This window comes from Peribacillus sp. NPDC056705, assembly GCF_043656335.1.
Genome location: NZ_JBHTYI010000123.1, coordinates 544 through 2,124, shown reverse-complemented (window position 1 = coordinate 2,124; position 1,581 = coordinate 544). Strand labels below are relative to the sequence as shown.

Here is a 1,581-nt window from a genome sequence, read left to right as displayed (position 1 = left end):
GGACAATATCCCGTTTCATACGTTGATCTGGCCGGCGCTGCTTCGAGGTGTTGGCGGGCTGCATTTGCCGGATCGAATCATCTCCTGCGAGTACATGACGCTGGAAGGCAAGAAGTTCTCGACCAGTCGCAACTGGGCCGTCTGGGTACCGGATCTGTTAAGCCGTTATCAACCGGATTCGATTCGGTACTTCCTGATTGCGAACGGTCCCGAGAAGCGGGATACGGACTTCTCTTGGCGAGAGTTCATCCATAGTCACAATGGAGAACTGCTGGGAGCATTCGGGAATCTGGTGAATCGGACCTTGGTATTCGTAAACAAATCATTTGATGCGGTGATACCCGCAGGTCGTGTAACGGCGGAGTGGCAAAGCCGGATTGAGAAACTGTATAGCGAGGCCGGTGCATTGATCGAGGAAGGGCGGCTGAAGGAAGCGGTGGAGTTGATCTTTAGCGTCGTGCGTCTTGCCAATAAATATTTTGACGAACGAAAGCCATGGCTTCAAGTGAAGGAGAGTCGTGACGATTGCGGGGACACACTCTTTACTTGCGTTCAGATTATAGCTAATCTGGCGAATCTGCTGCAGCCGTTTACTCCGTTTGCCTGCGATAAAATTCGGGAGTTTCTCTCGCTACAGCAGCCTGCGTGGACATGGTGCGACGTTTCGGCGGGTACACCGGTCCGTGATCTGACGCTTCTGTTCGAGCGAATCGATCCAAGCCGGATTGAGGAAGAGACCCGCCGGTTAGAGGCGAGTCATTAACTGAATGGACTGGATAATTATTTTGCAGGGGCTGTCTTGCGAAACAACGCTGTCCATAAGAAGGATTCGCCGAACAGGGGTCCGGGTTGCGGTAGACTCTGCATGCGTCTTGACTCAATAAGCTCAAGATCCCTGAAGATGTCGCGAAGCTTCTCCTCCGTATATCCTAGACCACCCTTGATACTGTGATCACGGTAGACGTCCCAGTCCGTCATATCGGCTCCCATGGAACCCGCTGCAAAACAAACGATGCCGTAATATCCCCCGGGCTTGAGGTGCTTCTGAATTAGGTCGAGATAACTCATTCTGCGGTGGGGGAGGATGTGATGGAAGCAGCCGCTGTCGTATATCAAGTCATAGGCATTGGACTGCAGTTCGAGATCGAATAGATTCTGACAGTGAAACCGGATGGGAACTTGTGCGGACTTGGCACGTTCCTGTCCCCAAGCGATGGCTTCTTCCGATAGGTCGACCGCATCTACAGTCCAGCCGCGCCGGGCCATATACACGGCATTTCTGCCGGCACCACAACCCAGCTCAAGCACTCGTCCTGGTGAGCCGAGTTGGTTCTGGACATACTGGTCTAAGTTCTCGTCCGGTGCATGAACAAAGAAAGGGATGCGCTTGCTGCGATCGGAATAGAACCGATTCCACCAAGGTCCTTCTTCTCTGAAAAAGGAATCAAGCATGTGGAGAATATCCTCTGTAGAGTGAATCTGCTCGTTTTTCATGGCATATCTCAGCTCCTATTTGGTTTATTCATTCCGCGCTATTCGTTAATGGTCAACTGTATACGAGGATAATTCGCAGTTATAGTC

General features: G+C 51.7%; 2 protein-coding genes. One reads left to right on the top strand and one right to left on the bottom strand.

Features of this window, described 5'->3' with window-relative positions; translation table 11 throughout:
- A partial coding sequence (locus ACFRAK_RS28035; RefSeq protein ID WP_394573039.1) for a class I tRNA ligase family protein occupies window positions 1-763 on the top strand: 763 nt, incomplete at its 5' end.
- Between the two features lie 17 nt (window positions 764-780).
- Here ACFRAK_RS28035 and ACFRAK_RS28030 read toward each other — a convergent pair.
- Window positions 781-1,494, bottom strand: coding sequence for a class I SAM-dependent methyltransferase (locus ACFRAK_RS28030; protein WP_394573038.1), 714 nt, complete (start codon window positions 1,492-1,494; stop codon window positions 781-783).
- Window positions 1,495-1,581 lie beyond the last annotated feature (87 nt).